The organism is Vreelandella sp. H-I2, from assembly GCF_052959335.1.
The window spans coordinates 45420-69543 of record NZ_JBRAMC010000003.1; the positions used below are offsets into that span (position 1 = coordinate 45420).

Annotated in this window: 22 protein-coding genes; 14 read left to right on the plus strand and 8 right to left on the minus strand. The window is 52.9% G+C overall.

Annotated elements, in window-relative coordinates; translation table 11 throughout:
• Positions 1-9: 9 nt before the first annotated feature.
• The 3 genes from ACUVOF_RS08015 to ACUVOF_RS08025 all read right to left on the minus strand — a co-directional run bounded on the left by ACUVOF_RS08015 (position 10) and on the right by ACUVOF_RS08025 (position 3353).
• Positions 10-1617 (minus strand): carboxyl transferase domain-containing protein, encoded by a 1608-nt coding sequence (locus ACUVOF_RS08015; RefSeq protein ID WP_447043848.1) that lies wholly within the window; start codon positions 1615-1617, stop codon positions 10-12.
• A 22-nt stretch (positions 1618-1639) separates the two neighbouring features.
• Entirely contained in the window at positions 1640-2809 is a 1170-nt protein-coding gene (locus tag ACUVOF_RS08020) for an isovaleryl-CoA dehydrogenase (RefSeq protein WP_447043849.1), read from the minus strand.
• A gap of 91 nt (positions 2810-2900) precedes the next feature.
• Positions 2901-3353, minus strand: coding sequence for a MerR family transcriptional regulator (locus ACUVOF_RS08025; protein WP_447043850.1), 453 nt, complete (start codon positions 3351-3353; stop codon positions 2901-2903).
• A gap of 393 nt (positions 3354-3746) precedes the next feature.
• Between ACUVOF_RS08025 and ACUVOF_RS08030 the strand changes: the two genes are divergently transcribed.
• From ACUVOF_RS08030 to ACUVOF_RS08070, 9 genes are all read left to right on the plus strand, one after another.
• Positions 3747-4553 (plus strand): ABC transporter ATP-binding protein, encoded by an 807-nt coding sequence (locus ACUVOF_RS08030; protein WP_447043851.1) that lies wholly within the window; start codon positions 3747-3749, stop codon positions 4551-4553.
• A complete protein-coding gene (locus ACUVOF_RS08035; protein ID WP_447043852.1) occupies positions 4550-5293 on the plus strand; it encodes an ABC transporter ATP-binding protein in 744 nt (247 codons plus the stop codon). Before ACUVOF_RS08030 ends, ACUVOF_RS08035 begins: the two co-directional genes overlap by 4 nt.
• Before the next feature lie 126 nt (positions 5294-5419).
• Positions 5420-6643 carry an ABC transporter substrate-binding protein gene (locus tag ACUVOF_RS08040; RefSeq protein ID WP_447043853.1) on the plus strand — a complete coding sequence of 408 codons (1224 nt, stop codon included), beginning with the start codon at positions 5420-5422 and terminating at the stop codon, positions 6641-6643.
• Between the two features lie 101 nt (positions 6644-6744).
• Entirely contained in the window at positions 6745-7632 is an 888-nt protein-coding gene (locus ACUVOF_RS08045; protein ID WP_447043854.1) for a branched-chain amino acid ABC transporter permease, read from the plus strand.
• Positions 7633-7634: 2 nt separating this feature from the next.
• Positions 7635-8627 (plus strand): branched-chain amino acid ABC transporter permease, encoded by a 993-nt coding sequence (locus tag ACUVOF_RS08050; RefSeq protein ID WP_447043855.1) that lies wholly within the window; start codon positions 7635-7637, stop codon positions 8625-8627.
• A 216-nt stretch (positions 8628-8843) separates the two neighbouring features.
• Entirely contained in the window at positions 8844-9998 is a 1155-nt protein-coding gene (locus ACUVOF_RS08055; protein ID WP_447043856.1) for an acyl-CoA dehydrogenase family protein, read from the plus strand.
• A 17-nt stretch (positions 9999-10015) separates the two neighbouring features.
• Positions 10016-11131 carry an enoyl-CoA hydratase/isomerase family protein gene (locus ACUVOF_RS08060; RefSeq protein ID WP_447043857.1) on the plus strand — a complete coding sequence of 372 codons (1116 nt, stop codon included), beginning with the start codon at positions 10016-10018 and terminating at the stop codon, positions 11129-11131.
• A gap of 46 nt (positions 11132-11177) precedes the next feature.
• Positions 11178-12077, plus strand: a complete 900-nt coding sequence (gene mmsB, locus ACUVOF_RS08065; protein WP_447043858.1) for a 3-hydroxyisobutyrate dehydrogenase — start codon at positions 11178-11180, stop codon at positions 12075-12077.
• A gap of 102 nt (positions 12078-12179) precedes the next feature.
• The gene (locus ACUVOF_RS08070; RefSeq protein ID WP_447043859.1) at positions 12180-12806 is read left to right on the plus strand and encodes a glutathione S-transferase family protein; all 627 of its coding nucleotides are present in this window, start codon (positions 12180-12182) and stop codon (positions 12804-12806) included.
• On the opposite strand, the gene ACUVOF_RS08075 is transcribed toward ACUVOF_RS08070, so the two are convergent.
• Entirely contained in the window at positions 12803-13729 is a 927-nt protein-coding gene (locus ACUVOF_RS08075; protein WP_447043860.1) for a ketopantoate reductase family protein, read from the minus strand. The genes ACUVOF_RS08070 and ACUVOF_RS08075 overlap by 4 nt on opposite strands.
• Before the next feature lie 519 nt (positions 13730-14248).
• On the opposite strand from ACUVOF_RS08075, the gene ACUVOF_RS08080 reads away from it, so the two are divergent.
• A complete protein-coding gene (locus tag ACUVOF_RS08080; RefSeq protein WP_447043861.1) occupies positions 14249-14734 on the plus strand; it encodes a hypothetical protein in 486 nt (161 codons plus the stop codon).
• 342 nt (positions 14735-15076) lie between these two features.
• A complete protein-coding gene (locus ACUVOF_RS08085) occupies positions 15077-15568 on the plus strand; it encodes a hypothetical protein (RefSeq protein ID WP_447043862.1) in 492 nt (163 codons plus the stop codon).
• A gap of 600 nt (positions 15569-16168) precedes the next feature.
• Here ACUVOF_RS08085 and ACUVOF_RS08090 read toward each other — a convergent pair.
• Complete coding sequence (locus tag ACUVOF_RS08090) at positions 16169-16702, minus strand: invasion associated locus B family protein (protein WP_447043863.1); 534 nt, start codon at positions 16700-16702, stop codon at positions 16169-16171.
• 166 nt (positions 16703-16868) lie between these two features.
• Between ACUVOF_RS08090 and ACUVOF_RS08095 the strand changes: the two genes are divergently transcribed.
• Positions 16869-17906, plus strand: a complete 1038-nt coding sequence (locus ACUVOF_RS08095) for a hypothetical protein (RefSeq protein ID WP_447043864.1) — start codon at positions 16869-16871, stop codon at positions 17904-17906.
• Between the two features lie 82 nt (positions 17907-17988).
• The gene (locus tag ACUVOF_RS08100) at positions 17989-18963 is read left to right on the plus strand and encodes a calcium/sodium antiporter (protein WP_447043865.1); all 975 of its coding nucleotides are present in this window, start codon (positions 17989-17991) and stop codon (positions 18961-18963) included.
• Positions 18964-19390: 427 nt separating this feature from the next.
• Here the strand turns inward: ACUVOF_RS08100 and ACUVOF_RS08105 are convergent, their stop codons facing one another.
• Positions 19391-20119 (minus strand): PRC-barrel domain-containing protein, encoded by a 729-nt coding sequence (locus ACUVOF_RS08105; RefSeq protein ID WP_447043866.1) that lies wholly within the window; start codon positions 20117-20119, stop codon positions 19391-19393.
• 327 nt (positions 20120-20446) lie between these two features.
• Here ACUVOF_RS08105 and ACUVOF_RS08110 point away from each other — a divergent pair, with 327 nt between their 5' ends.
• Positions 20447-20797, plus strand: coding sequence for a DUF1622 domain-containing protein (locus ACUVOF_RS08110; RefSeq protein ID WP_447043867.1), 351 nt, complete (start codon positions 20447-20449; stop codon positions 20795-20797).
• A gap of 295 nt (positions 20798-21092) precedes the next feature.
• On the opposite strand, the gene ACUVOF_RS08115 is transcribed toward ACUVOF_RS08110, so the two are convergent.
• A complete protein-coding gene (locus ACUVOF_RS08115) occupies positions 21093-22850 on the minus strand; it encodes a sensor domain-containing phosphodiesterase (RefSeq protein ID WP_447043868.1) in 1758 nt (585 codons plus the stop codon).
• A gap of 288 nt (positions 22851-23138) precedes the next feature.
• On the minus strand, positions 23139-23894 hold the full coding sequence (locus ACUVOF_RS08120; RefSeq protein WP_447043869.1) for a phosphatase PAP2 family protein: 756 nt from the start codon (positions 23892-23894) through the stop codon (positions 23139-23141).
• Between the last annotated feature and the right edge of the window lie 230 nt (positions 23895-24124).

Here is a 24124-nt window from a genome sequence, read left to right on the forward strand (position 1 = left end):
AGTTCGCCCCTACATCCTGAACACGCCGAAGCGTGTCTCTTCTACTTCTGCGTTCATTGCGGCAGCCAGTGAAAGCCCCAGCACATCGCGGGTTTGTAGCGGATCAATGACGCCGTCATCCCACAAACGGGCACTGGCGTAATAGGGGTGGCCCTGGTGTTCGTACTGCTCGCGGGTGGGCTGCTTGAAGGCTTCTTCTTCCTCTTTGCTCCATTCACGACCGTCACGTTCGTGCTGCTCACGCTTCACCTGAGCCAGTACGCCCGCCGCCTGTTCGCCGCCCATCACGGAAATGCGCGCATTGGGCCACATGAATAGCAGGTTGGGATCGTAGGCGCGACCACACATGCCGTAGTTGCCCGCACCGAAGCTACCGCCAATCAGGACGGTGTATTTGGGCACCTTGGCACAGGCCACAGCGGTCACTAGCTTGGCGCCGTGCTTGGCAATGCCTTCGTGTTCGTACTTGGAGCCGACCATAAAGCCGGTAATGTTCTGCAGGAAGATCAGCGGAATCTTGCGCTGGGCGCATAGCTCAATAAAGTGTGCGCCTTTCACTGCACTTTCAGAAAACAGCACGCCATTGTTGGCCACGATGCCGACCGGGTAGCCGTGAATATGCGCAAAACCGGTCACCAGGGTTTCGCCGTAGTAACGTTTGAACTCGTCGAAATCGGAGTCATCGACGATACGGCCAATCACTTCGCGTACGTCATAGGGCTTTTTCAGGTCGGTGCCCACAATCCCATACAGCTCGGTGGGATCGAGCTTGGGCGGTTTGGGCGCTTTCATGGCCAGTTTGCCGCGCTTCTGCCAGTTCAGGCGAGAGACACAGGCGCGGGCAAGCTGCAGCGCGTGGGCATCATTTTCAGCGTAGTGGTCGGCCACGCCGCTGACCTTGGCGTGAACATCCGCACCGCCCAGATCTTCAGCGCTAATGCTTTCACCGGTGGCGGCTTTTACCAGCGGGGGGCCACCCAGGAAAATCGTGCCCTGCTCTTTAACGATGATCGATTCATCCGCCATGGCAGGCACGTAAGCGCCACCGGCAGTGCAGGAGCCCATCACCACGGCGATTTGCGGAATGCCTTCGGCCGACATGGTTGCCTGGTTATAGAAGATGCGACCGAAGTGGTCGCGGTCGGGGAATACTTCATCCTGGCGGGGCAGAAAGGCGCCGCCGGAATCGACCAGGTAAATGCACGGCAGGCGATGCTTGCGGGCGACCTCCTGGGCGCGAATATGCTTTTTCACCGTGAGGGGGAAGTAAGTGCCACCTTTCACCGTGGCGTCGTTAGCGACGATCACGCACTCCACGCCGGAAACACGGCCAATACCCGTGACCACGCCTGCGGCAGGGATCTCGCTATCGTATATGTTGTGCGCCGCCAGGGCGGAAAACTCCAAAAATGGTGAGCCTTCATCGATCAGGTGATCGATGCGGTCGCGGACAAACAGCTTGCCGCGGCTTTCGTGGCGCTCGCGGGCTTTGGCACCGCCACCCTGCGCGACAGCGGCGGTCAGTTCACGCAGTTTGTGGACTTCACCGAGCATTGAAGCTTCGTTGGCTTGAAACACATCGCTACGCGGATTGACTTGGCTATTGATGGTACTCATGGCGCGGCCCTGCTGATTTTAATTAAAGGGTTTCAGTGAACAGTTCGCGGCCAATTAACATCCGCCGAATTTCGCTGGTGCCCGCACCAATTTCATACAGCTTGGCATCGCGCAGCAGACGCCCGGTGGGGTATTCGTTGATATAGCCATTTCCGCCGAGTAATTGAATGGAATCCAGCGCCACCTGGGTGGCTTTTTCAGCGCAGTAGAGAATCACCCCAGCGGCGTCTTTGCGCGAGGTTTGGCCGCGGTCGCAGGCACCGGCGACGGCGTATAAATAGGCGCGGCAGGCGTTTAGGGTGGTGTACATATCGGCCACTTTGCCCTGCACCAGTTGGAACTCACCAATCGACTGATTGAACTGTTTGCGCTCGTGGATATAGGGCATCACCACATCCATGGCGGCTTGCATAATGCCAATCGGGCCAGCGGCCAGTACGGTGCGCTCGTAATCCAGGCCGCTCATCAGTACGCGAACCCCTTTACCTTCGTCACCAAGGATATTCTCAGCGGGCACTTTGCAATCCTGGAACACCAGTTCACACGTGTTGGAGCCGCGCATGCCCAGCTTGTCGAGCTTCTGGGCGGTAGAGAACCCCGGCATGCCTTTTTCGATAATAAACGCGGTGATGCCTTTGGAGCCGGCTTCCGGATCTGTCTTTGCGTAGACCACCAGTACATCGGCATCGGGACCGTTAGTGATCCACATCTTGTTGCCATTAAGAACGTAATGGTCGCCATCCTTCTTGGCGCGCAGCTGCATCGAGACCACATCAGAACCCGCGCCGGGCTCGGACATCGCCAGCGCGCCCACATGGTCGCCGCTAATCAGCTTGGGCAGGTACTTGGCTTTCTGTTCGGGGGAGGCATTGATCTTGATTTGGTTAACGCACAGGTTGGAATGGGCGCCGTAGGAGAGCGCGACCGATGCGCTGGCACGGGAGATCTCTTCCATGGCAATACAGTGGGCGAGGTAGCCCATGCCGCTGCCGCCATCTTCTTCTGAGACGGTGATGCCCAACAGGCCCATATCCCCAAACTTCTTCCATAAATCGTTGGGGAATTCATTGTTGCGGTCGATCTCGGCAGCGCGGGGCGCTATTTCGCTGGCCGCAAAGGCGTTGACCTGCTCGCGCAGCATGTTCAGTTCGTCATCGAGGCCAAAATTAAGTTCTGAGTAGTGTGAAAACATGGTCAATCACCTATTACTAATTATTTATAGAGGCTAGTTCTTGTGGTTAGCTGTGTCGGCTAGCCGAGCTGGCGGTATATGGAATGTCGACTCAGTGCATCGTGGCAGGAGAGGAGGGCGACGACTGATCGCTTGCTCCCGCTCGCTCTTCTTCGTTCTGTTTTTCGTGCAGTTCTTCCAGCGCTTGGCGGCAGCGAATTTCCGCGCTTTCAAGTTCTAGTTGCACCATTGTGATGTCTTTCATTTGCTGGTCGAGAGCCGCTCGTCGCTCGGCTATTTTGCTGAGCATTAAATGCAGCTGCTTTTTACTGCCGCTGCGGGTTTCGTCCCAAAGCTCGAACAGTTCTCGAATTTCTGCCAGTGAAAACCCCAGACGCTTGCCACGAATGGTTAGCTTAAGCCGCACTCGGTCTTTGCTGCTGTAAACCCGCGTTTGCCCACGGCGGGTGGGGTGAAGCAACTCCTGATCCTCATAAAAACGAATGCTGCGGGTAGTTAAATCAAACTCGTTGGCCAGTTCACTGATCGAGTAAGTTTTGCTCATGGTGACGTTCTCTCAAAAAGGCTTTGTTCTTAAGGACAGTTTCTTAGAATTAGTCCCAAGACATGACACCTATGGAACACTGCCACTGAGGCTAAAACAAGTTTACGTTAACGTAAAGCGATAGTTGCTAGCAGTTGAAAAGCGTTGAAATGTCATAAACAGCTGATTTTATTATTTTCGATGCGACTGTTAATTCAGCAAAATATCGTCGATAGACCAAAGTTGTAATTGTATTGCCATAGCTAGAGTTGCTAGTTTGCACGTACACCTTACGTTCAGGTAAGGCAGTGGCAAGCACTTATGCTACTTCATTGATTACCTGTAAAAGAGTCAGCGCTACAACGATCAGCACTACAACAGTCAGCACTACAACAACAAGAGGCTTGCCACTCTATGAGTGCAAACGATGTCCTTCAGGGACCTGTCCTCGAAACCCGAGGACTAACCAAAGAGTTCCGTGGGTTTACCGCTGTGGACGAAGTCAATCTGCAGGTGCAGGAAGGGCATATCCATGCACTGATTGGCCCCAACGGCGCAGGCAAAACCACCGTATTTAATCTATTGACCAAATTTCTACCACCTACCCGCGGCGATATTTTGTACCGTGGAAAGTCGATTACCAGTAAAAAATCTAACGAAATAGCTCAGTTAGGACTGGTGCGTTCGTTTCAGATTTCAGCGGTTTTTGCCCACATGACCGCACTTGAGAATGTGCGGGTGGCGCTACAGCGCAAGCTGGGTACCTCGTTTCATTTCTGGAAATCCGAGAAATCTCTGGACCATCTCAATGAGCGAGCCCTTGAACTACTGGAAGAAGTAGGTCTGCGTGAATACGCCGACACTTTAACGGTGGAAATGCCCTACGGCCGCAAGCGAGCGCTCGAACTCGCCACGACTCTAGCGCTTGATCCGAGCATGATGCTGTTGGATGAGCCAACTCAGGGGATGGGGGCAGAAGACGTTGATCGCATCGTGGCCCTGATTAAGCGTGTCTCCCAAGGGCGTACTGTATTGATGGTCGAACATAATTTAAGCGTCGTTAGCCGCCTGTGTGATCGGATTACCGTGCTGGCGCGGGGCGCGGTACTCGCTGAGGGTGATTACGATACGGTCTCTCGTAACCCATTGGTACGCGAAGCCTATATGGGCAGCGACGCCGCGGAAGAGGATGGTTCTGAAAAAGAGGGGGCAGCCGTATGAATACTGCTGAAGCGCACGCGCCTGTCGAGAATGCCCAAAGCCTGGAAATGTTACGCGTGCAGGATCTGCATGCTTTTTACGGCGAATCACATATTCTGCACGGGGTTAATTTTGACGTTAAGCGTGGCGAACTGGTCACGCTATTAGGACGAAACGGCGCAGGCCGCAGCACGACGTTGAAGTCGATTATGAATATGGCGGGACGTCGCACGGGCTCTATCGTGATAAACGGTAACGAAACGCTGCATATGAAGCCTCACCATATCCCGCGTTTAGGGATTGGTTACTGCCCCGAAGAGCGCGGTATTTTTTCCAGTTTGGATGTACACGAAAACCTTTTACTGCCGCCCACGGTGCGCTCGGGGGGAATGAGCCTGGATGAAATCTACGCCATGTTCCCCAACCTATATGAGCGGCGCAAAAGCCAGGGCACGCGGCTTTCCGGTGGCGAACAGCAGATGCTAGCCATGGCGCGCATTTTGCGCACCGGTGCACGCATGTTGTTGCTGGATGAAATCACCGAGGGGCTGGCCCCGGTCATTGTTCAGAAGTTAGCCGAAGTGCTGGTTCAACTAAAAGAGCGCGGTATGACCATCGTGCTTGTGGAACAGAACTTCCGCTTTGCGGCACCGCTTGCGGATCGTCACTTCGTGATGGATCACGGTCAGATTGTCGAAGAAATTAGCGCCGCGCAGTTGCCATCGCGTCGGGAACATCTCAACTCAATGCTAGGGGTATAAAGCACGCACGATTATACGCTCACAACATCAGCGCAAACTGCTCAAAAATTACAAGACTGTTATTAAAAAACAATAAATTGCACGTCGTTAGACAACAACAAAGGCCCCAAGGGCCAGGAGACGAATATGACTTTTATGAAAAAAACGCTGGCTACCAGCATCGCCGTCGCTGCAGCGTCTAGCCTCGCTGTGTCTACCGCCCAGGCGGATATGAGCGATGGCGAAGTACGCATTGGCTACCTGGCCGATATGTCCGGTACATACCGCGATCTGGCTGGCCCTGGCGGCTTAACCGCGATGGAGATGGCGGTGGCCGATTTTGGTGGCAGCGTAAATGGCGCTCCGATCGTGATTTCCAGCGCGGATGATCGCAACAGCGCTGACGTTGGCGCAAACACGGTGCGTGGCTGGATCGACCAGGATAACGTCGATATGGTCGGCGGCTTGGTGGCTTCCTCGGTGTCGATCGCGGTCACCAAAGTGCTGGAAGAGAATAACGGCCTGGGCATTGTGTCCGGCTCAGCGGCTTCTAGTATTACCAATGAACATTGCACGCCTAACCACATTCACTGGGTATACGATACCTATCCGCTTGCTAACGGTACCGCTAAAGCGGTGGTTGAGCAGGGCGGCGATACCTGGTTCATGCTGACGGCTGACTATGCGTTCGGTCATGCGCTCGAAGCCGACGTGACAAAAGTCGTGGAAGAAAGCGGCGGTGAAATTGTCGGCGGTGTGCGCCATCCGTTCCCGACTAACGACTTCTCTTCTTATATCCTTCAGGCCCAAGGCTCGGGTGCCAAAATCATTGGCTTGGCCAATGCCGGTGCGGATACCGTGAATGCAATCACCACGGCAAGTCAGTTTGGTTTGACGCAATCCGGACAGCAGTTAGCGGGTCTGTTGATTTTCTTGAACGACGTTCACGCACTTGGCCTGGAGGCCACACAGAATCTGCTGCTCACCACCGGCTGGTACTGGGATATGGATGAACAGTCGCGTGAATGGGCGCAGCGCTACTTCGATGAAGTCGGCCGCATGCCGACCATGGTGCAAGCAGGTATTTACTCCAGCACCATGCATTACCTGAAAGCCGTCGAAGCCGCTGGCACCGACGACCCTGAAGCTGTTCGTGCACAAATGGCTGAAATGCCCATCGATGATTTCTTCGCCCGTAATGGTCAAATTCGTGAAGATGGCCGCATGATCCACGATATGTACCTGGCCCAGGTGAAAACACCTGAAGAGTCCACTGGTGAGTGGGACCTTTACGAGATTCTCAGCACGATTCCCGCCGAAGAAGCCTACCGCCCGCTGTCTGAAAGCCAGTGCAAGTTGGTGCAAAACTAATTTCCAGGCAGCGCTTGGATCAGACAGCAATTGCAAGAGACGTGTAGAACCGGTTGGCGGCGCATTGCCGCCAACTGCTTGACGGCGAGGAGAGTCGCGTTATGACGATGATATTCGGCGTGCCAATGGCCGTCTTCATGGGGCAGCTAACGCTGGGCCTTGTGAATGGTGCCTTTTACGCACTGCTTAGCCTGGGCCTGGCGGTCATCTTCGGCCTGTTGAAGATCGTCAACTTTGCCCACGGGGCGCAATACATGCTGGGGGCCTTCGCCGCGCTGTTAGGCTTTCGTTATCTAGGTATTAATTATTGGCTGGCGCTGTTTTTGGTGCCCTTGGTGGTCGGTGCGTTTGGGGTGCTTTTAGAGCGTTTTTTACTACGCCGGATTGCCCACCTGGACCACCTTTATGGACTGCTTCTGACCTTTGGCCTAGCGCTGATTTTCGAGGGCACGCTGGTCAACTTTTTTGGTGTTTCCGGCACACGTTACGCAACGCCTGAAATCCTGCAAGGCGGTTTGAACCTTGGCTTTATGTTCTTACCCACTTACCGCGCATGGGTGCTGGTCGCTGCTTTGGCCATGTGCCTATTTACCTGGTTTATGATCGAACGCACGCGGTTGGGGGCTTACCTACGCGCGGGCACGGAAAACTCGCAGTTAATGCAGGCCTTTGGCGTTAATGTGCCGCTGCTGATTACGCTTACCTACGGTTTCGGTGTTGGCTTGGCAGCGTTTGCTGGGGTGCTGGCTGCGCCGCTCTATCCGGTATCGCCCACCATGGGGTCGAGTTTGTTAATCGTGGTGTTTGCAGTGGTCGTCATTGGCGGAATGGGCTCAATCCTAGGCGCGATTATTACCGGCCTGGCGATGGGTATCATCGAAGGGTTGACCAAGGTGTATTACCCCGAAGCCTCCAATACGGTGATCTTCCTCGTCATGATCCTCGTACTCATGTTGCGCCCTGTCGGGCTGTTCGGTAAGGAGGCATAAGCATGACGGAATCTCAAATGATGGCGGCCCCGTCCGCCGTGCTGGAACGCCAGAAGCGTGCGAAGTTTCGCCGCAATATGTTCTATCTGGCGTTGATCGTGGTGGGGCTGGTGGCGCCATTTCTAGCCTACCCTGTGTTTTTAATGAAAGTGCTCTGTTTTGCGCTGTTTGCCTGTGCGTTTAACCTGTTGCTGGGCTATGCGGGGCTGTTGTCCTTCGGGCATGCGGCTTTCCTGGCGACCGGTGGCTATGTGACTGGCTACCTGTTGGCAAGCTACCCAGGGTTAACGCCAGAAGTGGGGATTATTGCCGGTACCTTGCTGGCGACGCTGCTTGGTGGGCTGTTTGGGGTGCTCTCTATTCGCCGCCAGGGTATCTATTTCGCGATGGTTACGTTGGCGCTGGCGCAACTGGTTTTCTTTATGTTCGTTCAGGCACCGTTTACCGGCGGGGAAGACGGTTTGCACGGCGTACCGCGCGGCGAACTCTTTGGCGTCATCAGCCTGAGTAGCAATCTAGCGATGTACTACTTTGTTTTTGCGATATTCATAGCTGGCTTCGCGCTTATTCAGCGCACGGTGCATTCACCGTTCGGCCAAGTGCTAAAAGCGATTCGTGAAAACGAACCCAGGGCAATATCGCTGGGCTACAACACCGATGCCTACAAGCTAGTGGCGTTCGTGATTTCCGCAGGTTTGGCGGGCTTGGCGGGCTCGACTAAAACCGTGGTTTTTCAGCTGGCTTCGCTGACCGATGCGCACTGGCATATGTCGGGTGAGGTTATTTTGATGACCCTGCTGGGCGGCGTGGGCACGCTGCTTGGTCCTTTAATGGGCGCAAGTATCGTGGTCAGCCTCCAACATATCCTGGCGCAATCACCCTTGGGCAACTGGGTGAGCGTAATCCTTGGGATTATCTTTGTCCTCTGTGTGCTTAGCTTTCGCAGTGGGATTATCGGCGAGCTGGACAAGATGTATCGCAAGAACTTTAAGTAGCCGTTTTTCTGACAGTAGAAGCTTCTCTGCCTCGGACTTATTGATCCTTACTGTTGGGCGCCGCTTGGCGCCCTTTTTTTAGCTATTCATTGAAGACCTACATCTAAGGTAGCAAGCGCTGGCATGTTGCTTGTGGGTGGGTAAATAGATAAGTTAACGTTAACGTCAATTACAACGACAACAGCCAGTGCGCTAGCGCATTAGCGGAGATACGCCATGAATTTTGAACTCAATGAAGATCAGGTCGCCTTTGCCGATATGGCGCGGGCCTTTGCTCAAAATGAACTAGAACCTCACGCCGCAGAATGGGACCAAACTTCGTTCTTCCCTGTCGACGTGATCCGTAGAGCAGGCGAGCTGGGTTTTTGCTCACTCTATGCACCTGAAAGCGTGGGTGGGTTAGGGCTTTCCCGGTTAGACGCCAGCATCATTTTCGAACAGCTTTCCATGGGCTGCACCTCTACCACGGCGTATCTAACGATCCACAATATGGTGACCTGGATGTTGGCGGATTTCGGTACGCCTGAAGCGGTTGAGCAGTGGGGCGCAAGGCTCGCCACGGGCGAACTTCTGGGTTCCTATTGTTTAACCGAACCCAATTCAGGCTCTGATGCTGCCTCGTTGAAAACCACCGCCAAGCGTGATGGTGATCACTACGTATTAACCGGCAGTAAAATGTTTATTTCTGGCGCCGGCAGCACGGATTTTCTCGTGGTGATGGCGCGTACCGGTGGGGAAGGTGCAGGCGGCGTCTCGGCGTTTGCGGTAGATGCCAAAAGTGATGGCATCAGCTACGGGCGTAAAGAGGAGAAAATGGGCTGGAACAGTCAGCCCACTCGAATGGTCACATTTGAAGACGTACGGGTGCCCGCCAACCACCTATTGGGCAACGAAGGTGACGGCTTTAAGATCGCTATGAAGGGCCTGGATGGGGGGCGAATCAACATCGCCACCTGCTCCATCGGTACTGCTCAGCAGGCAATAAACAAAGCGCGGGAATACATGCTTGAGCGCAAGCAGTTCGGCAAGCGCTTGGCCGAGTTTCAGGCGCTGCAGTTCCGCCTGGCCGATATGGTCACCGAACTGGTCGCCGCACGGCAGTTGGTGCGCATGGCCGCCACCAAGCTGGATGCAGGCCACGCCGACGCACCGACCTATTGTGCCATGGCTAAGCGCTTCGCCACCGATGTGGGTTTCAAGGTATGCGACGAGGCACTTCAGCTGTACGGCGGCAACGGCTATATCAAGGAGTACCCTATGGAACGCTACGTGCGTGATACGCGGGTACACCGAATACTTGAAGGTACAAATGAAATCATGCGACTGATCATCTCACGCCGGGTACTGGCAGACGGTGCCACCGAGCTGTAAGAAAATAAGGAATACCAATGAGCAGCGTACTGTTTAACGAACACCCTACCCACGATGGCCATGTCATTGCTGAGATTAAGCTCAATGCTGAACGCTCGCTCAATGCGTTAACGCTTGAGATGTGTGAAGCGATGTTGCCTCGTCTGCACGCCTGGGCCACCGATGAGCGAGTCGTGGCGGTACTGCTCGATAGCGAAGGCGAAAAAGCCTTTTGTGCCGGTGGCGATGTCGTGAACTTGTATAAGGCGATTACCGGCGACGGCGATCCCCGTTTCCCTGAACGCTTTTTTGAGACCGAGTACCGGCTCGACTTTCTCCTCCACACTTACCCCAAGCCCGTCATTTGCTGGGGCAATGGCATTGTGATGGGCGGCGGCATGGGGCTGTTAAGTGCCAGCAGCCACCGCGTGGTGACCGAAACCTCGCGCCTGGCAATGCCGGAAGTCACCATCGGGCTTTACCCGGATGTGGGGGCCAGTTGGTTTTTGAACCGCTTAACCAATGGCGCAGGGCGCTTTTTAGCGATGACCGGCAGCCAGATCAACGCACCTGATGCCGTGCATCTGGGTTTGGCCGACCGCTGCATTGCCAGCCACCACCGCGATGCCTTGTTGCAGCAGTTAGCCGACGCACGCTGGGGGAAAGGGGAAAATACCGATGCCAACGGTGTGGTCAACCGCCTCATGCGTGAGCTAGAGCAAACATCGCAGCCAGTCTTCAGCGAGCTGGAAGCCCCCGTTTACCAGCACTCACCGCTGATTCGCGAATTGATGGACCACGATAGTGTCGAGCAAATCGTCGCGGCCATTGCCGCGGTGAAAAGTGACAATAAGTGGTTTAACAAAGCACAGAAAACGTTGGCCCACGGTAGCCCGGTGTCGGTCAAACTGATTGATGAGCAGCTAAAGCGCGCCAAGCATATGTCGCTAGCAGAGGTATTTCAGTCCGAGATGGCGCTTTCGGTACAGTGCTGCCGCCACCGTGAGTTTCCCGAAGGGGTGCGCGCGCTGCTGGTCGATAAAGACGGCCAACCGGTGTGGACGTACCCGGATGTCGCTTCGGTCGAGCAGCACTTTATTGATGAGCTGTTAGCTTCGCCGTGGGAGAAGAACCCGCTTGCCGATCTACAGTAAATAACAGACCTAGATACAATCTATATAACGAATAAGGACAATACAGATGACTACCGTCGCGTTTATTGGTTTAGGCAATATGGGTGGCCCGATGGCTGCCAATCTGGCAAAAGCAGGTTTCAATGTTCGCGCCTTCGATCTTTCTCAAGAGGCGTTAGACGTTGCCAAGTCCAACGGTTGTGAAGTGGCTTTTTCGGCCCAAGAAGCTGCCACCGATGCGGATTTTGTCATTTCGATGCTGCCGGCGGGAAAACATGTGCGCGGACTCTATGTAGAGGGTGATACGCCGCTGTTTGATGTAATCAAGCAGAGCGCGCTGGTCATCGATTGTTCCACCATTGACGCCGATACCGCGCGCAGTGTCGCCGCCGCTGGCGCGGAAAAGGGCATTGGCTTTGTGGACGCGCCGGTGTCAGGCGGGGTTGGTGGCGCCCAAGCGGGCACACTCACCTTTATTGTCGGCGGCTCCGAGGCCCAGTTCGAACAGGCCAAGCAGGTGCTGGACGTAATGGGCAAAAACATCTTCCATGCCGGTGACCATGGCGCAGGGCAGGTGGCCAAAGTCTGCAATAACATGCTGCTCTCTATCCTGATGGCGGGCACCTGCGAAGCAATCAATATGGGCGTTAAAAACGGCCTAGATCCCGCTGTGCTGTCAGAGATTATGAAGCAGAGCTCCGGCGGCAACTGGGCGCTCAACGTTTACAACCCCTACCCAGGCGTCATGGAAAATGCACCGGCTTCCAAAAACTACCAAGGCGGCTTCCAGGTAGACCTAATGATTAAAGACCTGGGGCTCGCCATGGATGTCAGTCAGCAAAGCGCTTCTGCGGTGCCCATGGGATCCGCTGCTCGTTCGCTGTTCACTCTTCACAAAGCCAAAGGCAACGGCAAGCTCGATTTCTCAAGCCTAATGCGGTTTTATCAAGATAAAGAAGGCGAATAGCCAACGGTGAAAGAGGAGTGGTAGGGGCAGCGCGCCTGCCCACTACTTGTCACACCCAAGGCTTGCGGGCAAACTCAAAAAAACCACTAAAAAAGGATTGCCATGATCACGCTTTGGGGCCGCAATAACTCCACCAACGTTAAAAAAGTGCGGTGGGTGTTAGAAGAGCTGGAACTGCCTTTTGAACAAATCCCGGCTGGCCTTCAGCATGGGGTCAATAACACGCCGGAATACCTGGCCATGAACCCCAACGGGCTGGTGCCGCTACTCAAAGATGACGCTACCAATAGCGTACTGTGGGAATCTAATACCATTATTCGTTACCTGGCTGCGCAGTATGGGCAGAGCGAACTCTGGATTGATGCACCGGCCGAGCGGGCGCAAGTGGAAAAATGGATGGATTGGTCGAACAGTACGCTATCGCCCAAGCATCGGGCGATCCTGATGGGCTATGTCAGAACCCCAGCAGAAAAACGCGATAACGCCGCGATTGATACGGCTGTGCAGGAGTGCGAAGCGCTATTTGTAATAATGGATAACGCGCTGACAAAGCAGCGCTGGTTCTCCGGTGCAGCCTTTGGCTTGGGTGACATCGCCATTGCACCCTTCGTATATAACTTGTTCAACAGCGGCCTAACCTGGAAAGCCCACCCCAATCTTGAACGCTGGTACCAACAACTCACCGAACTGCCCAGCTTTCAAAAAGTGGTGATGATCCCCGTTACCTAACGACCATACGCCGCTTCCAGTTCCGCTATCTCTGCATCCAGCGCTTGCAACACCTCACTCGTTAACCCATGGCGCTGGGCGCTTTCAACCAGTGGCCCCAAAATCGCTCCGCGTTCGGTGGGGCGTTTGGCCTCAATATCTTGCAGCATCGACGCCTTATTGTTCGCAGTGTTCTCCACCACTTTCCACACTAATGCCAGCCAGGCTTTTTCGCCTTGCTCACCCACTGGCGAGGCAATACCTTCTGCCCGCATAATCGCCGCGACTTCCTTCACTGTACTTTCGACCCGGCGTGCGTACGCCTCATCACGCAACTCACCATTACGTATGCCATTCAAAGCCACCAACGGATTAATCGCAGCATTCACCGCCAGCTTCTGCCACAAGCGTTGGTGAATATCATCAACTGCCGTAGCGGTAAGCCCCGCCTGGGTTAATGTCTGCGCCAGTTGTTCCGCTAATTCAGCGTGCTGGTTATGCAAGTCTCCCACAAAAGTATGCCCACGCCCGGCATGCATCACGCCATCATCGTCCGTCAAATAAGCACCTTCCGTTGTGGTAGCGCAAAGCACTGGCCCCGGCCACGCCTGGGTAATCCTCGGCTGCGCCAAAAAGCCGTTTTGCCATAGCACCAGCGGGGTAGTGGGGGGAATCACATTCGCGATGCTTGCAAGTGCTGCTTCAGTGGCCATCGCTTTGGTAGTGATATGCACAAAGCCGGGCGGCCCATGCGTTTCAGCAACTAGCTGATCAACCGTTGGTACATGAAGAAGACGCGTTTGTTGCTCGCCTTGGGGAGAGGTGAATATTTGCTGCTCAGGCAGGGCTCGGCGACCGATTAACGCAGTGGCAGTGAAAGGCGATAGCGAGTGGGCCAGCAGGCGGCCAATGGCCCCAGGGCCGATAATCCAATGTGAAGACATAGTGAATACTTTGATGGTGGTGAAAGCAGAAATTCAGGATGACAGATAACGTTATTAAGCCAATAGCAAAATACTTAATCTTTCTGCGCCTTATGCTTACTTAGCATTTAACTCCCCTAGGCTAGCGCCCCATGACTATCGAAATCTGGTTTGCCCTTGCCCTTGCCCTTGCCCTTGTCTCCTTGGCCTTGCTCGCGATACCTGGGACTGCTGGATGCAGCCGATCACGCAGAGCCTGCATTGGCAGAGGCTTGTATGGACTCAACAGAAAGCTGAGGGTGAAGATTCTTGAGTAGGCCAGCTTTTTTCTGTTTTCACACGGCCAGGGCCTGTAAAAGAAGCGCTTACGGGCCCTGCTGACCAAGATGATATGAACATCCGCTCATGGCCGAATTAAGAATCTCGCCCTATCCTAATAGTGGGGCAGATGACGGCCCCAAGTGGATCTTCCGATAAATGCAGTTGGTGCATTTATTCGTGCTGATAGAATGCTGAACAGTTTTGACATAGAGGTTAAATATGGATGAAATTAATATAATTATAGAATCTATTAAGAATAGTCCAATCATCTGGTTTCTTAGCACGATAGTCGCCGCATTCGCAGCAGGATTTGCTGCTCGCGGTGTTGTGGATAAACCTGTAAAAAGAGAAGATCTCAAGTTAAATAAAGATAGTGAGGTAGATATTGTGCAGCAGCTAGATTTAGGAATTCGTAATTTCTTTACTTCACAGAGTTGGTATGATCCAAATCCTGGCCAAGTTATGGGAGAGGCTAAGGGAATAGCAAGAAAGCTACAGTCTGAGAGTAACGTGTTTAAAGGTATAGAAGACGAAATTAATTATCGCAAGAAACACGATAATAATTGGACGTATGCCAATCGCCTTCAAGCGGGGTTAGATTTAGTCCATGCGCTGGGGCTTTCAGGTGAATCCGTAGACAGGAATAAAATATTTATAAACATGACATTACCTCCCATTCAACCTAAAGAAGCGCCTAAAAAATAGAACCTCCCCATTAAACATGCGCAGTCAACCGGTCATTTTTCCTTTCTTTCGTTACTTCATAATGGCGCTGCTGTGGACATTATATCAGCTTACGCTAAAAGATTGCTATTGGCCGGAAACGGAGGTTAGGTCTATGCTGACCAATGGTGGTTATAGTTCATGATTCTTATGTTCTTCCTGGAAGTTTATTGCCTGTCTACCGATCTTAGGTTTTAAGACTTTGATAAATATTTATGGGTTATATCAATATATTGATTTTAGAAAAAAACGGGAAGTTGCGTATATTGGTCTTAGGTATGGATGAGGTTAAAAATAATTTCCATCGAGCTTTAGGAGATTGTAATGAAATTATCGGTTGTAAACATTTTTCTGATATTCATTGTCGTCTTGGCGCTTTGGGCTGCAGTATCCTTCGCGGCTTACTTTTATTTCCAAGATTGGGCTGTGCTTGGACAGTTTGGAAGTTTGTTTGGGGCTGTTAACGCTCTTTTTGCTGGCTTGGCATTTGCTGGGGTTGTGTCGACTTTGTTGCTTCAAATGAAAGAGATTGATGCGACACGCAAAGAGGTATCTATAACAGCAGAGCTGCTGTACAAGCAAACAACGATCTTGGCATCCCAAGCACGTTTTTTAGAGCTTCAAGAAGGTGTTCAATATAGGCAGTTGCAGACTTTAGGTAATCAGCTTCGTGCTGAAATACTCCAGTTTATGTGGCAAGCGGAGAAAGGTAAGTTAGAAGGTGTAGAAGACTCTAATCAAGAAAAAGTTATTCGCCAAAATATGAAGTTATACGAGGACAAACTTAATTCAATATTTTCATCACCATTTGGCTAATGTTTTAGATTAATTGACTCTAGATGTTATGTCCAATAGATATCGAATCTTGGGCGGCGCATATAGAGAGCCGACTGAGTGTATAACAAGTTCAGGCACTATGGCGGTTTTGCCTCTACTAAAAAGCTGCACGTGCTAGCAGCATTATATTATTTCCGCCTAAAAGACCGCTTTTGGCCGACATCTGGCGTCGAAAAATAACCGAAGTCTGAGCGCCACACATATTGCCAAAAGCAATATGGAACGTAAGCTCTGTGGCCAATAAATCGTCAGAGGAGGCAGTGCGACGAATTGACTAATACGACCTGAAGAGACAAATGCTGACAAGCTGTAGCTGAACGTGTGGCCCAAATGTCTTTCAGCCTCAACGGGGGCTTCTAGCTATCCAGCTTGCATACACGGAACTATGATCGCTCATAGGAGATCGTCGAGCGCATCCATGGCGTTACTATCTACGCCCTACGTCAGCTGCAACCAGGTTGGTACCCTCGTCGGCTCTTAGCCTTTCGTTGGCTGGATGCGCGTCACTGGTCAGCGCGCCAATCATATCGACGTTGCCGGCCCTTGTGGGCCGGCATAGTCGGGGGAAGGTCCCTGAGACTAGGGAGCGATGCGGGTACTGGCGTCGGTAAAGCCAATCAGCGAAATATCCAGGTCTATGCGGTCACCGCGTGGACCAATCATGCTGAGGGTTGCTGTACTGCCACTGCGGAGTTGCTGCAACATCGACGGCTCAATGGGGACGTCAGCACGGCACCCTTGCTCCAGGCAGACCTGATAGGGGAACTGGACTGGTTCACCGTTATCCACACTCAATTGCAGGCCCGCGGCCAGACGCACCCCCAGCGGCACGAAGAAGCTCATCACCGGGTCATCGATCTGGGGCGGGTAGTCGAGAATTACCTGCATCAAGGGCTGGTCGCTGTCAGGTTGAGTGACCATTTGTACCATCGCACAAGGGGTCGGGCCCTCGGCATTACGCTGGCAACGGACCTCCCAGTCCTGGAACGACTCGGTGGTGACGCCCTCACCGGAAGCTGCCCCCGGTTGTTGTTGACTGAAGGCGTTGGGTGAAAATATCAAGATCGATAATAGCCCCATCGTGCATAGGGTTTTAGTAAGATAATGCGGCATTGGCGTAACCTCCTGTTGTTTCGCTAATGGTGGATAACAATACCTACCATGCCTGCTTGTTCGCCTGAGGTCGAGCCCCGTTGAAAGGGCAGACCTCTGTTCGACGCTGGACGCTAAGGTCTAGTAAGCTTTGTTTTATTTTTGGCAGTCGTGAGGATCTACCACCATGACACACGCGAGAATTCTGCAGCAAGGAACTATTCACTGCTTTCCCGCTGGGTTACGCGATGAGCAAGGAAAACTGGTCAATGCCGAGGTGTCCGCGGTGCTCTATGACGGCAAGCGACTTATCTTGGCCAGTGACAAGCCGGTCCCTGGTGAGGGCCGCTCGGCGGTGTTTGCCATGCCGATGACTGAGCAGGGGCCGGATGACAGCCAGTTGGAGTACTTCACAACGCCGCTCATCAAACAAGCCGTCAAGTACGAGGACCTTTCCCTCACGGCGGATGGTCGTTATGTATTGGCGACCACCGGCTTTGATCGAATCGACAGCAAAAGCCATGCCCTGAACGACTACAACCATTTGCTGATTTGGCCGCTGGGCGAGCCCGAAAAAGTGCAGGTAGTAGATCCCGATCCACGCGATGGTGTTGAGGGCTCCTTGGAGCTACGCACTAAGCTCGATGAAGCTGTTGGCTACCCTTACTACAAAGTTGAGGGGCTTGCCGCGGTACCTGGAGAGCGCGGCGATGGCTTGTTACTGTTCGGTATTCGCGAGCAGGGGCAGGCCCATGATGACTTCACCTATGTAAGCCGTATCGTGGGCGCCCATTACGAAATTAGTGAAAGTGGCAACCTGGTGTTCATCGATAAAATGCGCGAGCACTATGCCTTCGATCCGGGCAATCACCCGGCGGTTCGTTACGATTGTGGCCTGTCGAGTCTGGAGTATGACCCTTACCATGGGCGCCTTTACTTGCTAAACAGCTTCGAGGTTGAAGAAGCGGGTGAGGAACGCATCGGGGGCTATCTCTGGGAAGTCAGCCTGGGCGATTTCCATGCGGGAAGCAGTCCAGCGCTGGTGACCACTCCATCGGGGCTGCCGCTGGAATTTGAGCACAAGGCAGAGGGCCTTGCCGTGCTGGATCATGATCGACTGTTTGTTGCTTACGACAACGATCGCCACCTCGGGCTGGGTAGCGTCGACGAGCGCGACGAACGGCACGCCTGCGAGGCGCCCTATACCTTGTTGCAGGTCTCCTGACTCCATGCCATCCCATTCATGCGCTTGCGCTTCCTGTTACACCGATTGATCAAGTGCCGCTCGCAGCTATTGAGGAGACATCGTGCTCTTACCGATTCTGGCCATCATGCTGGGGTTTGTTCTGCTTCTGTGGAGCGCTGACCGCTTCATCGATGGTGCCTCGGCAGTGGCCGTGCACATCGGGTTACCCTCTCTGGTGATTGGCATGGTCATCGTCGGGTTCGGCACCTCAGCCCCGGAGATCGTCGTGTCCATCATGGCGGCCCTGGACGGAAATCCCGAACTGGCTCTCGGCAATGCGCTGGGATCCAATATTTACAATATTGGCCTAATCATCGGAGTGACGGCTCTGATCGTGCCGATCGCGGTGCATTCGAAGATCATCCGCCGTGAGTTGCCGCTGTTATTGCTGTTTGGAGCCTTGGCAGGGGGATTCTTCTGGAACGACCAACTTGGCCGATGGGAGTCGCTGATGCTACTGCTGGGGTTCTTCGGCTTGATGGGCTGGACGACCTGGGCAGCGCTGCGTGGCAAGGGAGATCCGTCAGCCGAAGAGACTGAACAAGAGCTTTCCTCGCCTGCCATGACGCTTGGCAGAGCCATCTTTTGGCTCTTGGTTGGGTTGACGCTGCTGTTGGTGAGTTCGCGGATGCTGGTCTGGGGTGCTGTGTCCGTGGCAAGTGCCTTGGGTGTAAGCGATCTCATCATCGGACTCACGATCGTGGCTCTGGGTACCTCGCTGCCAGAGTTGGCATCTTCAATCGCCGCGGTACGCAAGGGGGAGCACGATATTGCCATTGGCAATGTCGTTGGCTCCTGTATGTTCAACCTATTAGCGGTGGTAGGTATTGCAGGCATTATCGCACCGATGGAGGCGCTTTCCGCGGAGATTATGCGCCGGGACTGGCCGGTGATGATGGCCATGGTTCTGGGCCTATTCTTCATGGGCTACGGGTTCCGCGGCGAGGGGCGCATCAATCGCATTGAGGCAAGCGTGCTACTGCTGGCTTTAGTAATCTACAACGGCTGGCTGGTCAACGCTGTGCTGGCAGTATGATTAAGGCGAATACCCGTTATGGTGAGCCTGGTTCTATTGATGGTGGCAATGCCGCCTCCCGCCGTTTCGCGGTCGTACAGAAAGGGAGGTACCGCCGAAGCTTACGTATACGCCTTTCGTGCTTAGGCGCCTTGGGGTTGCTTGTTAGTATGTAAATAAAACCAAGGCTTCATGGGCATTAGGGCTAGCCTCCGTCGTCTCACCGATAAATGCGTCGGGCATATCGATGTTTGATTACGACGCCATGATAATTTTCGCAGTACCCCTTATACCCTTACTATTTACAGGTAAGATTCTTAATCGATTTGAGGTGCGCTTCTATTACTATAAGTAGCTTACGTTTTCATCTTATGGCCTAAATGAGCATCCATTGCCACTGTTATATAAGATCTTTCTTAATTTTTAGGCCAGCAACTGACACCTCTTGTTACTCAATAAGGCTCTCGTATCTTTCGTAGTCGAAGGGCTGCATTTCGCCAATTTCATCTTCATCATATTGCAAGGCGTAAGTGGCGTAGCTGGGGGCCCATCCATGCCCATAACCGTAAAAGGGAAAAGCATAAGGTCCACGGCTATCAGTATCGACGACTACGCCTTGAATCTCTCCATTACGCGAGAACAATATATTGTCGATATAACCATAGCCGACACCTTCTCCAACCGATGCATAGTCGTCGAGCACATCGGTGAGCTTCCAAATATCCGAGCCAGTGTCGATGTCATCCGCAACTTGCTGGGTCTGGCTGAGACTTTGTTCGGTAATGTATTCATCAGAAGCAAAGAGGCCGTATTCATCGACATTGTCTTCTGTTACAGGAAGCTTTACACCGCCTTCATGCAGTTCAATGTTTTCCCAGGGAACCAGGACATGCGTGTCCCCAATATCCCAGAGCCCGCCTACCTGGGCGATGATGGCAGCTATATTATTGTCCTGGGTAAGAAGCACATTTTCGACGCTACCGATTTCTTCCTCATTATCTCCAAAGACCTCGGCATCCATTAATTTATCAGCTCTTATGCCACCAGCTTCATAAATATCTTCATAATTCCAGTCGCTCAATGGCGTTATTTCTTTATCTTGCGCGTGGGCTTGAAGCCCCACAGTAGTAGTGGCGATGGCTAGCGTGCTGACATAAATATTACGTTTGATTAACATGTCAAATCTCTTCACTTTTTACTTATCTGCAAGTTAGAAGCTAACCCCCTAGTTGTAAAGGAGGCGTATTGGGGGCTGCAGCTAAACGTTTTAAATAAATAAAAACAATATGTTACTAGGAATGTTGGCGTACCTTCTATGCCTAAGTACTTACTGTCTAGGTACTTACAAAATGTCAACAGCTCCTGCTAGCTATTGTTTCGTGAGGAACAGTTACCCCTGGCATAATAAAGATTAAAGATACGTGATAGCGCTTTACCCCTCAAAGAACGGTTTCTAGGGTGATATGAATGTTGTTTAGGAGGTTCATACTATGTTGGAGGAAATGTGATAGAACTTATAAAGCCAGTTGCGGAATTGGTAGTGGCAATACTGGAGTTGCTTGGTATTTTCGTTATAATCGGGTTCGCATTTTATGCTTTAATTATTGAGCCGATAATTTTTTTAAGAAAAAATAAAAATGAACCAATATTTCGCCAGATCCGTCAAAGTCTCGGGCGTGGAATTCTACTCGGCTTAGAGTTTCTCGTTGCGGCAGACATCGTTCATACTGTTGCAGTTGAACTAACATTTAAAACGGTTGGTGTATTGGCAATTGTTGTCCTAATACGCACCTTTCTTAGCTTCACACTGGAAGTTGAGCTGTCTGGGCGGTGGCCTTGGCAGAAAAAAGAATAACTGGTTTTTCTGTGTAGGAGCGGAGTGCTACCAACAATGAGGTGCACGCCGGTGGCCGGATTGAAAGTGACCTTTCCCCCAAAACTAACACCATGGTAAGACGATACGTCTAACGCTCAGCCCGCATCGCCTCAAACATCAAGTTTCGCGACTATATGACAGGTTCGACCTTGGGCATCGTGCCGCAGCTGGCAGCGGTTTCACTGTTGGGCAGGCCGCTTGAAGAGGGAACCGCAGCAATAACGAAGATACATGAGCTAGCCCAAATCCACTGGAGAGATTCAGGTAATTAGCATTATTGAACTGTTCTGTCATGCAGCCATTCTTCGAATACCTGGGGCAATAGTGGCTTAGCGATAAAATATCCCTGGGCCTCGTCGCAGCCTAGTTCCATGAGGCGGCGGTAGGAGATATCGTTTTCTATTCCTTCGGCCACCACTTGGTAGCCTAGGTCATGGGCCATTGAGATCATGGAATTAACCAGCGTCTCGGTGCGCGCGTCCTGACCAAGCTCGGTGATAAAGCGGCGGTCTATTTTTACGGTATGGGCAGGAATCTCATGCAGATAGGAGAGGCTGCTATAACCGGTACCAAAATCGTCGATAGCGATTCGCAGGCCTGCCGCGATTAGCGCCTTAAGCTGGTTAGCCGCCACTTCCCCCTGGCCAATCAGAGCGCTTTCGGTAAGTTCCACTTCTATAGCGGTGCTCGGTAGTGCCGCATGCGCCATTTCATCCAAGAGGCGTATGGCAAAATCCTCCTCCTCAAGATTGGTTGCTGATACATTGACCGAAATCTGAAGTGTTTTTCCCTGCCGATGCCAAGCTGCCGCTTGTCGAACGGCATGACGCAACACCCACTGCGTTAGCGGTTTTGCCATGGGCGTATTTTCGATCAATGGAATAAATTCGCCAGGCGATACGTCACCCAGGGTTGGGTGTTGCCAGCGCAATAACGCTTCCGCCCCCAAACACTCTCCGTTCGTCAGGGAGACGCGTGGCTGGAAAACTAGATAAAGCTCGTTCTCGTTTTCAAGTGCTTGGCTGATATCGCCCAGTAGGGTAAAGCGACGTTGGTAATGGGCATCAAGGTCCAATGAAAAGAGCCCGGCAACTTTGCCTGCCTGACGAGCATCCAGGCACGCGGCATGAGCGGTTCGCAAGACATCTTCGGCCGTGACGTCGCTCAGGCAAAATGGAGCGATGCCCATGGTGGGGCGTATCAATACGGGTACGGCTCGGGTGGATTCAAGCATGAGCAGCGCTTGGCGTAAACGAATCGCTTCTTCCAGCAGATCGGCATCACTCGTTTGGTTCACCAGATGCACATATTGGCATCCGCCCAGGTGATAGAGCTTCGATTTCGAGCCGATGGCCTGCTGCAAGCAATGAGCAGTAACCCGTGCCAACTCATCAAGAAAAGCGGGTCCCATGGTGCGGTGAAGCGTACTTAACTCACTGGCATGGACCACCTCGGTAAATAAGGCAACTCGCCGTCCGTTCGGTGTGTCTCGCCCCATGTCTTGCAAGTCTTCGGCAAACTGATGGCGGTTGGAAAGGCCCGTCAACGGGTCGATCCGGCCGAAAGCATGCTGCAATTCAATCTGTGCCATTACCATGGCAGCCAGATCGTAAAGCGTCGCCTGCTCTTGTTCAGACACCTCACGTGGTTGAGTGCCCAGAACGCACATCGCGCCCAAGGTATAGCCCTCTCGGGTCACTAGCGGTGCGCCCGCGTAGAAACGAATACCCGAATTCGCTAAATAGCTATTCCGGTAGCAGTCCGAGGCGAGAAGATCCGGGATGACAAGGATTTGAGAGGAATCGCAGACATCCGCGCAGGGCGCGGTTTCACGAGGTATCTCCCAATGATCAACACCTACCCTAGACTTAAACCACTGGCGGTTCTCATCAGTAAGCGACACGGCTGCGATTGGCAAACCGAAAAGCTGACTGGCCATCCGTGTGATCCGGTCAAAGCTTTCACTGGGAGAGGTATCCAGTAAGTTTAGCTGACGGAGCGCGAACAAACGGTCTTGTTCTTGGGTATTCATTATGTGTTGCACGACCCTGTGGAGAATATTGATCCTTGGATAATGATTATACTAGTCAAAAATGGGTGTTATTAATTAATAAACTACGCTTTCGTATGCTTTTTGCATGAAATGGATATTCATGGCTCCGATATTGACAGGTGCAAAATTCACCCCTTGAACTGGATTAAAAGAAATCTTGCACATCCTATGCAGGAGTGGTTACGCGAGGACATGAGAGGGTAGTCAGCTAAATTCTGGAACAGTAGGGCAGCACCTATTGGTGTTGCCCAGCTCTGCTTGAGAAAATTATTCTGTGCCCGACAAGTTCTCTTCCGGTTCTACCTGCCCGCGCCGCTGCATCCAGCGCATCACTATCCAACACAGCGCTGCCCAGCTTGCTCCGGCTGTCCAGCCGGCAAGCACATCGGTCGGCCAATGCACCCCGAGATAGACGCGGCTTATGCCCACCAGCACGGTCAGTAATATCGCCAGTATCAGCAAGTAAGCCTTCAGCCTCAGCGCAGGCTGAACGCGAATGAGTAGCGCGGCCAGGGTGAGGTAGGTCACTGCAGACATCATTGAATGCCCGCTGGGAAAGCTCGCGGTGTAGACCATGGCTTCGTGAGGCACGAGGTCGGGGCGAGGGCGATCAAAACCCATCTTCATCACGGTGCTGAGTAGTATGCCGCCGGGCACTGCGATCGAGGCAAAGAGAGCCGCGCGATAGCGGCTGGCGAGTAACAGGTAACCCAGGGCGCCCAATGTGATGAGTACCAACACGCCGACACCGCCAAGTGCGGTAAAGTCCCGCCCCATTTCCTCGACCCAGCCCGGTCCGAGCGGGTCGCTAAGGTCGGCGGGGTTGCGAAGGGCGAGCAGCAGGCTCTCATCGACGCTCTGGGTATCCCCCTCAGTGACTTCGTCGGCCAGCGCGACGAACCCCCAAATCCCGCCGGAAAGTACCGCAACGCATAACAACATCGTTAGTTCGTAGCGGCCGAGTCGAGCCAGCAGAGAAAAGCTGTGGCGTCCAACGTGTCCAATTTTTTTATAGTGCTTCATTTGCAACTCCTTTGCTTTGATAAGTCACATACAACGTCGGTTCAGGCAGTCCTATTGCGCCTATGTTATCAATAGCGCGGAAAACCGCTTACTTCTAGGGCCTGTTGACGTCTTGGCAGGGGACGTTGGCCAGAATGGTCAGCCATTTTCGCCGAAGTCTTGCTCAGCCATCCAATGAGTTGCCGCCCTCTTGCCATCGAGCAGCGCGGCTCTGACACCCTCTATGCTAT

Coding starts and splice junctions, on each gene's coding strand:
- ACUVOF_RS08080 (WP_447043861.1), top strand. CDS start 14,249: ATGGATGAAATTAATATAATTATAGAATCTATTAAGAATAGTCCAATC.
- ACUVOF_RS08075 (WP_447043860.1), bottom strand. CDS start 13,729: ATGTCTTCACATTGGATTATCGGCCCTGGGGCCATTGGCCGCCTGCTG.
- ACUVOF_RS08120 (WP_447043869.1), bottom strand. CDS start 23,894: ATGAAGCACTATAAAAAAATTGGACACGTTGGACGCCACAGCTTTTCT.
- ACUVOF_RS08085 (WP_447043862.1), top strand. CDS start 15,077: ATGAAATTATCGGTTGTAAACATTTTTCTGATATTCATTGTCGTCTTG.
- ACUVOF_RS08070 (WP_447043859.1), top strand. CDS start 12,180: ATGATCACGCTTTGGGGCCGCAATAACTCCACCAACGTTAAAAAAGTG.
- ACUVOF_RS08090 (WP_447043863.1), bottom strand. CDS start 16,702: ATGCCGCATTATCTTACTAAAACCCTATGCACGATGGGGCTATTATCG.
- ACUVOF_RS08020 (WP_447043849.1), bottom strand. CDS start 2,809: ATGTTTTCACACTACTCAGAACTTAATTTTGGCCTCGATGACGAACTG.
- ACUVOF_RS08095 (WP_447043864.1), top strand. CDS start 16,869: ATGACACACGCGAGAATTCTGCAGCAAGGAACTATTCACTGCTTTCCC.
- ACUVOF_RS08040 (WP_447043853.1), top strand. CDS start 5,420: ATGACTTTTATGAAAAAAACGCTGGCTACCAGCATCGCCGTCGCTGCA.
- ACUVOF_RS08055 (WP_447043856.1), top strand. CDS start 8,844: ATGAATTTTGAACTCAATGAAGATCAGGTCGCCTTTGCCGATATGGCG.
- ACUVOF_RS08105 (WP_447043866.1), bottom strand. CDS start 20,119: ATGTTAATCAAACGTAATATTTATGTCAGCACGCTAGCCATCGCCACT.
- mmsB (WP_447043858.1), top strand. CDS start 11,178: ATGACTACCGTCGCGTTTATTGGTTTAGGCAATATGGGTGGCCCGATG.
- ACUVOF_RS08060 (WP_447043857.1), top strand. CDS start 10,016: ATGAGCAGCGTACTGTTTAACGAACACCCTACCCACGATGGCCATGTC.
- ACUVOF_RS08050 (WP_447043855.1), top strand. CDS start 7,635: ATGACGGAATCTCAAATGATGGCGGCCCCGTCCGCCGTGCTGGAACGC.
- ACUVOF_RS08045 (WP_447043854.1), top strand. CDS start 6,745: ATGACGATGATATTCGGCGTGCCAATGGCCGTCTTCATGGGGCAGCTA.
- ACUVOF_RS08015 (WP_447043848.1), bottom strand. CDS start 1,617: ATGAGTACCATCAATAGCCAAGTCAATCCGCGTAGCGATGTGTTTCAA.
- ACUVOF_RS08035 (WP_447043852.1), top strand. CDS start 4,550: ATGAATACTGCTGAAGCGCACGCGCCTGTCGAGAATGCCCAAAGCCTG.
- ACUVOF_RS08115 (WP_447043868.1), bottom strand. CDS start 22,850: ATGAATACCCAAGAACAAGACCGTTTGTTCGCGCTCCGTCAGCTAAAC.
- ACUVOF_RS08030 (WP_447043851.1), top strand. CDS start 3,747: ATGAGTGCAAACGATGTCCTTCAGGGACCTGTCCTCGAAACCCGAGGA.
- ACUVOF_RS08025 (WP_447043850.1), bottom strand. CDS start 3,353: ATGAGCAAAACTTACTCGATCAGTGAACTGGCCAACGAGTTTGATTTA.